The 288-nt window shown below is 61.5% G+C and carries 1 protein-coding gene; it reads right to left on the bottom strand.

Annotation, left to right across the window (positions count from 1 at the left end; translation table 11 throughout):
* On the bottom strand, positions 1-211 hold a 211-nt coding region (locus tag D1Z90_RS21095), incomplete at its 3' end, for a hypothetical protein (RefSeq protein ID WP_147378841.1).
* Between the last annotated feature and the right edge of the window lie 77 nt (positions 212-288).

Genomic DNA, 288 nt, shown 5'->3' with positions numbered 1-288 from the left:
CGGTGGCGAAGGCATCGGGCAGGATGTCGTTCACCGTCTCGCCGGCGGCGATTCGCGCCTTCAGCGCATCGGTGCGGGCGCGCAGATCCTCGTCGGACAGCGCCTGCAAGGACGGCTCGAGCGCGTTGATCTTGGCGACCGACTTCGACATCTGCTTGATCAGACGTTCGTTGCGGCTGCCGAAAATGCCGGTGAGGATGCGATTGAACATGTTCGATGCTTGAGGTTGGAAGTCTTGAGGATTTGTCGAGAAGTGCAGCCGGAAACGGCCGCTTTGGCTTCCGCGCT

It is taken from the genome of Motilimonas pumila (genome assembly GCF_003596335.1).
Taxonomy (GTDB): Bacteria; Pseudomonadota; Gammaproteobacteria; order Enterobacterales; family CBDFNC01; genus Motilimonas; species Motilimonas pumila.
This window is presented reverse-complemented; position numbering and strand designations above follow the sequence as displayed.